We start from the raw sequence: 6,967 nt of genomic DNA on the forward strand, positions 1-6,967 counted from the left end.
ACCTTTTCGCTTTAGACTTGCCTTCAAGTAGAGACTCGGGGGCAAAGGCGAAATGTCGATTCAGCACTATCTGAAGATGATCGATAATGCTTCTGTGGCGCAACGCTGCCACGCAGCGGCGGCTTTGGCCCATATATATCTGCAGACCGATCTTGAGTTTGACGAACGCTGTTCCACCGAGGCGGTACTAACGCTGCTCCTGGATGATCCTTCGCCAAAGGTACGCCTGGCGCTGGCGGAGGCATTTTCGACAAGCGCCCACGCGCCGGTGCATATCGTTGCAAGTCTGGCCCGCGATCAGATCGAAGTCGCGACCTATATCCTCGGACGTTCCACATTACTTAGCGATACCGATCTCATCGATTGTGTTGCCGGTGGCGGTTGCGAGGCGCAGAGGATTATTGCAGCGAGGCCGAAAGTGTCGTTCGCCGTGAGCGCCGCCATCATCGAGATCGGCGAGACAGTTGCCGTGTTGGAACTTCTGTCCAACACCCAGGCACAGATTGCGGACATCAGTTTTCGCAGGTTGATCGAGCGTCTTGGTCATATTGGTGAAATCCGCTCCCTTCTCGTTGAGGACGAGCGACTGCCAGCGGATTGCCGGCATACGTTGGCAATCCGCATTGCAGAAGCCCTGTGTCAGATGGACATGGTCATGGCTTTGATGGGCGAGCGACGGGCAAAGCGGATTGCACAGGAAGCATGCATCCGGGCGTCGATCAGCCTCGTAGCGGCGACGCCGTCCGAGGAATACCCTGCACTCATCGAACATTTGCAGTTGCGCGGCGATCTCACGACAGCCTTCGTTATCCGGATTGTGGCCGCCGGCAAAATCGATTTCTTCGGAGCGATCCTTGTCGCGCTCTCCGGCCATAATCTTGCGCGCGTGCGCAGTCTGCTGATCGACGGACGTGCCACGGCGCTCAATGCGCTGTTCGGCGCGGCTGGTTTGCCGGACAGCACATACCGGCCCCTTGGCGTTGCGCTTCAAGCCTGGCGCGGCGTTGCCAGCGGCAAGCTTGCGATTGGATCGCAGGAGGTAATCCTCAGGATGATCGAGCAGATTGCACCCGATAACCGTGCGACCGGAACGGTTCCGCCTGCTGCCAACGACGACATGCTTTCTCTTCTTAAACGGCTTTACCTCGACGCGATTCGGGAAAATGCGCGTGAACACGCCTTGGCTATCGCGGCCGCTTGACGATCGAAGCGCATAAAGCATGCACATTTGATTACAAAATCTGTTCCGTGTTTGAATGAATAAATCGGCGCGTTGCGCTTGAATTGGTGCATTATTGCTTTTTAGACTAGGCGATTGCGTGGTCATATCTCGGCCCAGAGATGGAACCTTCATTTATTTCAATTGGTTGTGCGAAGTATTTTACAGAAAAGTCGTGATTTCAGGGTTTTCTCAAAATTAAGACAGTATTACTGACCTAATAGTTTCATGCTAGAGTATCGAAAACGATATGTATGGTTGGGAGGTCTACAACATGTCTGATGGTCCCCTAGGTGAATTTGGACCTCTTAGTCTGCATGTGCCGGAACCGGCAGTGCGGCACGGCGGCGAGCCGGATTTTTCCAATGTCAATATTCCTGAGGCTGGCTCTGTCCGGCGTCCCGAGGTGGATACCAATCCCGAGGACATCAGGGATCTTGCCTTTTCAATCATTCGCGTGCTGAGCCGTGACGGTGAAGCGGTGGGTCCATGGGCGGGCTTGTTGACGGATGATCAGCTGATCGAGGGCTTGCGGCACATGATGACGCTGCGGACTTTCGACGCCCGTATGCAGATCGCGCAGCGGCAGGGCAAGACCTCTTTCTATATGCAGCACCTGGGTGAAGAAGCCGTAAGCTGCGCCTTTCGCAAAGCGCTCGCTCCGGGCGACATGAATTTTCCGACCTATCGCCAGGCTGGCCTTTTGATCGCGGACGACTACCCGATGGTCGAGATGATGTGCCAGATCTATTCCAACGAGCGCGACCCGTTGAAGGGCCGGCAGCTGCCGATCATGTATTCGTCGAAGGAGCATGGCTTCTTCACAATATCGGGCAACCTTGCCACGCAGTACATCCAGGCGGTCGGCTGGGCCATGGCATCAGCAATCAAGAACGACACCAAGATTGCTGCAGGCTGGATTGGTGATGGCTCGACCGCTGAATCGGATTTTCACGCATCTCTGGTTTTCGCCTCGACCTACAAGGCTCCAGTTGTCCTCAACATCGTCAACAACCAATGGGCGATCTCCACTTTCCAGGGCATAGCCCGGGGCGGATCAGGAACCTTCGCAGCGCGCGGGCTTGGCTTCGGCATTCCGGCGCTGCGTGTCGACGGCAACGACTACCTCGCCGTCTATGCTGTCGCGCAATGGGCAATCGAGCGCGCGCGGCGCAATCTCGGGCCGACGTTGATCGAATACGTCACCTATCGCGTCGGCGCGCACTCCACGTCCGATGATCCATCCGCCTACCGGCCGAAGACCGAATCCGATGCCTGGCCATTGGGTGATCCGATTGTCCGCCTGAAGAATCATCTGATCGGGCGGGGAGTCTGGTCGGATGAGCGTCACAAGCAGACGGAAGCTGAAATCCTCGACACCGTCATTGCCGCGCAGAAGGAGGCCGAGAGCTTCGGCACTCTGCATGCCGGCGGCAAGCCGTCCGCTCGCGATATGTTCGAGGGTGTCTACGAGGAAATGCCGCCACACCTGCGCCGTCAGCGCCAGCAGGCAGGAGTGTAATCGATGCCGCGCAAAACAATGATCGAGGCCATCCGCGACGCGATGGACACCATGATGGAGCGCGATGACAATGTGGTTGTCTTCGGCGAGGATGTGGGCTTCTTCGGCGGGGTGTTCCGTTGTACGCAGGGCTTGCAGGCGAAATATGGCAAGACACGTTGCTTCGACGCACCTATCAGCGAGGCTGGTATTGTCGGGGCAGCGATCGGTATGGCCGCCTATGGCCTGCGGCCATGCATCGAAATCCAGTTCGCCGATTACGTCTATCCGGCCTACGACCAGATCGTATCGGAGGCGGCACGCCTTCGCTATCGTTCCAATGGCGGCTTTACCTGCCCGATCGTCGTGCGCATGCCGGCGGGTGGCGGTATTTTTGGCGGGCAGACGCACAGCCAGAGCCCGGAAGCGCTTTTTACACACGTCTCCGGGTTGAAAGTGGTTGTCCCGTCCAATCCGTACGACGCGAAGGGTCTCCTGATATCGGCTATCGAAGATCCTGATCCGGTGATCTTCCTGGAGCCGAAACGTCTCTATAATGGCCCGTTCGATGGCCATCACGAACGGCCCGTGACACCCTGGTCCAAGCATGATCTCGGCGAGGTGCCGAACGGGCATTATACGGTTCCGCTCGGCAAGGCGATCAAGCGCCGCGAAGGTTCGCAACTGACGATCCTCGCCTATGGCACCATGGTCTATGTGGCTGAGGCCGCAGCGGAAGAGCACGGTATCGATGCCGAGATCATCGATCTGCGTACGCTGCTGCCGCTCGATCTCGAAACGATTGTCGAGTCCGTCAACAAGACAGGGCGCTGCGTTATCGTGCACGAGGCAACCATGACCTCGGGCTTCGGCGCGGAACTTGCCGCGCTGGTCCAGGAGCATTGCTTCTACAAGCTCGAAGCGCCAGTCGCACGCGTGACGGGCTGGGATACGCCCTATCCGCACGCACAGGAGTGGGATTATTTCCCCGGGCCGGTACGTGTCGGGCGTGCCCTTGTCGAAACGCTGGAAGGATAGGAGCAGACGATGGGTGAATATGTCATCAAGCTGCCGGATGTCGGTGAAGGCGTTGCGGAAGCTGAGCTCGTTGAGTGGAATGTGAAAATCGGCGATCTGGTGCGGGAGGATATGGTCCTTGCCGCCGTGATGACCGACAAGGCGACGGTTGAAATTCCATCGCCCGTCGACGGCGAGATCATCTGGCTCGGCGGAGAGATCGGACAGGTGCTTGCCATCGGCTCGCCGCTCGTCCGCCTGAAGATCGAAGGCGAGGGACACGCGGCCGAGCCGGAGTCGGCCAAGCCGGCCAAGGCCGAGGCGGCACCGGCGCCCAAGGTTGAGCAGAAGGTCGTGGCTCCGAAGCCTCAGGAAGAAAAGCCAAAGCCGAAGCCCGCATCGGTAATGGAAGCAGCACCGGTTGCTCCGCGTGCTTTCGGTGTCGGCGCCCCGCGCAGCGAAGGCGAGAAGCCGTTGGCGTCGCCGGCCGTTCGCCTGCGGGCACGCGAGGCTGGCGTCGACCTGCGTCAGGTCAGTGGTACGGGACCAGCAGGACGTATCACGCACGAAGACCTTGAGGCGTATTTCGCGCGCGGCGCACAGAAGCTGGGGATTGCAGCTCTGGCACCGGATACCTCCGTCAAGGAGGTCAAGGTTGTCGGGCTTCGCCGCAAGATTGCCGAGAAGATGGCAATCGCGAAATCGCATATCCCGCATATCACCTATGTTGAGGAGATCGATGTCACCTCGCTCGAGGAGCTGCGCGCCACGCTCAACTCGAAGAAGCGCGCCGACCAGCCAAAATTGACCATTCTACCGTTCCTCATGCGAGCGATGGTGAAGGCAATCGCGGATCAGCCGCACCTCAATGCGCTCTATGATGATGAAGCCAATATCATTCACCAGCATGGCGGCGTGCATATCGGCATCGCCGCGCAGACCCCGAATGGTTTGGTTGTTCCCGTGGTCAAGCATGCCGAAGCGCGCACGCTTTGGGATTGTGCCGCCGAGGTCAATCTGTTGGCGGATGCGGCCAAGACGGGCTCTGCGACGCGCGAACAACTCAGCGGTTCGACGATCACCATCACGTCGCTCGGCAGCATGGGCGGCGTAGTCACGACGCCCGTCATCAACTACCCGGAAGTGGCAATCATCGGCGTCAACAAGATCATGGTACGCCCGGTCTGGGACGGGACGAATTTCATCCCGCGCAAGATGATGAACCTGTCGTCAAGTTTCGACCACCGGGTCATCGATGGCTGGGATGCGGCGGTGTTCATCCAGCGGATCAAGATTCTGCTTGAAACACCCGCGCTGATTTTCGTGGAGGGCTGAGCCGATGAAAGATATCTCCTGCAAATTGCTCGTCATCGGTGCAGGCCCGGGCGGCTATGTCTGCGCCATTCGTGCCGGTCAGCTGAACGTCGATACCGTCATTGTGGAAGCCGCCAAGGTCGGCGGCACCTGCCTGCTGGTTGGTTGCATTCCGTCGAAGGCCTTGATCCATGCTGCCGACGAGTTCGCCAAAGTGGCCCATTTCGCCGCAAAGCAGACACCGCTTGGCATCTCGGTCGGCGAACACGCCATCGATTTCCCTAAGACAATTGCCTGGAAGGACGGCATCGTCAGCCGCCTCAACAATGGCGTGGCCGGATTGTTGAAGAAAGCCAATGTCAAGATCGTCACGGGCAGGGCAAAGTTCCGCGATGGCAAGACGGTTGAGGTGGAGACCCTGACCGGGCAGCAGATCATCCGCGCCGAGAACGTCGTCATTGCCACCGGTTCGGCTCCGGTCGAGATTCCGTCGCTGCCATTTGGCGGCAATGTCATTTCCTCCACCGAAGCGCTGGCGCTGAACGAGGTTCCCGAGAAGCTGGTGGTCGTGGGCGGCGGCTATATCGGGCTTGAATTGGGCACAGCCTATGCCAAGCTTGGCTCGAAGGTAACTGTGGTCGAGGCGCTGCCGAAAATTCTGCCGCAATATGATGCGGAATTGACGCGGCCGGTCTCTCGGCATCTTTCCGAACTCGGCGTCATGGTGTTGACCGGCGCCAAAGCCAAAGGGATGAGCGCCAAGGGCGATGCATTGCTGATCGAGACTGCAGACGGCAAGGACGACAGGATTCCGGCAGACAAGGTACTCGTCACTGTCGGTCGCAAGCCAGTGACCACGGGTTGGGGCCTTGAGGAAATCGATATCGACATGGACGGCCGGTTCGTCCGCATCGATGACAAGTGCCGCACATCCATGCGTGGCGTCTACGCCATCGGCGATGTGACCGGAGAACCGATGCTGGCGCACCGCGCGATGGCGCAGGGCGAGATGGTGGCGGAAATCGTTGCCGGTGAGAACCGCAGCTGGGACAAACGTGCCGTCGCGGCCGTATGTTTCACAGACCCCGAGATCGTTTCCGTCGGCCTATCGCCGGATGAGGCGAAGGAGGCGGGCCACGAGGTCAAGCTTGGCCTGTTCCCATTCGCCGCCAACGGTCGTGCGATGACACAGGAAGGTGAAGAGGGATTTGTGCGGGTCGTCGCCGCCGCTGGCAATCACCTGATCCTTGGCATCCAGGCTGTCGGGCATGGCGTGTCGGAACTCTCGGCGTCTTTTGCGCTTGCACTCGAAATGGGCGCGCGGCTCGAGGACATTGCCGGCACGATCCATGCGCATCCGACACAAAGCGAAGGTTTCCAGGAGGCCGCGCTGAAGGCATTGGGGCACGCCCTGCACATCTAGCGTGGTCGAGCATCTTAGTTGACTTGTCAAAGAACCGGGTGTGATTTCCCCTTGCCACGCCCTCATCTGAGTCTGGCCATTGAACGGTTGGGAAGACGGGCGGTCATCGAAGCGCGTCTTTGGGGTAGTAATGGTGCGATCCGAAGACCGCCCGTCCGGCGACTTTTCATCCCGTCCGTTCCGCTTGGGAGGCCTCGGCATCGGGGAGTACCATTTGCGATACTCCATGCGTCGCCTACGCGCCCCTTAGAGTGCTCGTCCAGCACGCGCCGGTCATAGTACCGGCAGGGGAACCCTTGGACGGAACTTCCCCGGACAGCGGGCCCGTTACCCGCCATCGGAGGCGCCGGTCCTTCTCCCACTTCGACGGCTCCGGAAGCAGTTCCCATATGTGGACGGCTCCCGCTTGCAAGTGTTTTCTGCAGATTTTTTTTGATCAGATCGCTTGCTTCCATATGTGCGGCCTTTGTGTGTGGTCGCACATGACCACTGG

The 6,967-nt window shown here is 59.1% G+C and carries 5 protein-coding genes; all 5 read left to right on the forward strand.

Annotated elements, in window-relative coordinates; translation table 11 throughout:
• Positions 1 to 52 precede the first annotated feature (52 nt).
• A complete protein-coding gene (locus CU102_RS13230; RefSeq protein ID WP_106711554.1) occupies positions 53 to 1,201 on the forward strand; it encodes a DUF2336 domain-containing protein in 1,149 nt (382 codons plus the stop codon).
• Between the two features lie 292 nt (positions 1,202 to 1,493).
• Positions 1,494 to 2,741 (forward strand): 3-methyl-2-oxobutanoate dehydrogenase (2-methylpropanoyl-transferring) subunit alpha, encoded by a 1,248-nt coding sequence (locus CU102_RS13235; RefSeq protein WP_106711591.1) that lies wholly within the window; start codon positions 1,494 to 1,496, stop codon positions 2,739 to 2,741.
• A 3-nt stretch (positions 2,742 to 2,744) separates the two neighbouring features.
• Positions 2,745 to 3,758, forward strand: a complete 1,014-nt coding sequence (locus tag CU102_RS13240) for an alpha-ketoacid dehydrogenase subunit beta (RefSeq protein ID WP_106711555.1) — start codon at positions 2,745 to 2,747, stop codon at positions 3,756 to 3,758.
• 9 nt (positions 3,759 to 3,767) lie between these two features.
• A complete protein-coding gene (locus CU102_RS13245; protein WP_106711556.1) occupies positions 3,768 to 5,072 on the forward strand; it encodes a dihydrolipoamide acetyltransferase family protein in 1,305 nt (434 codons plus the stop codon).
• Positions 5,073 to 5,076: 4 nt separating this feature from the next.
• Complete coding sequence (gene lpdA, locus CU102_RS13250; protein ID WP_106711557.1) at positions 5,077 to 6,474, forward strand: dihydrolipoyl dehydrogenase; 1,398 nt, start codon at positions 5,077 to 5,079, stop codon at positions 6,472 to 6,474.
• Positions 6,475 to 6,967: the final 493 nt, after the last annotated feature.

Origin of the sequence: Phyllobacterium brassicacearum, assembly GCF_003010955.1 — a bacterium.
GTDB classification, from domain to species: Bacteria; Pseudomonadota; Alphaproteobacteria; order Rhizobiales; family Rhizobiaceae; genus Phyllobacterium; species Phyllobacterium brassicacearum.

Coding starts and splice junctions, on each gene's coding strand:
- CU102_RS13240 (WP_106711555.1), top strand. CDS start 2,745: ATGCCGCGCAAAACAATGATCGAGGCCATCCGCGACGCGATGGACACC.
- CU102_RS13245 (WP_106711556.1), top strand. CDS start 3,768: ATGGGTGAATATGTCATCAAGCTGCCGGATGTCGGTGAAGGCGTTGCG.
- CU102_RS13235 (WP_106711591.1), top strand. CDS start 1,494: ATGTCTGATGGTCCCCTAGGTGAATTTGGACCTCTTAGTCTGCATGTG.
- CU102_RS13230 (WP_106711554.1), top strand. CDS start 53: ATGTCGATTCAGCACTATCTGAAGATGATCGATAATGCTTCTGTGGCG.
- lpdA (WP_106711557.1), top strand. CDS start 5,077: ATGAAAGATATCTCCTGCAAATTGCTCGTCATCGGTGCAGGCCCGGGC.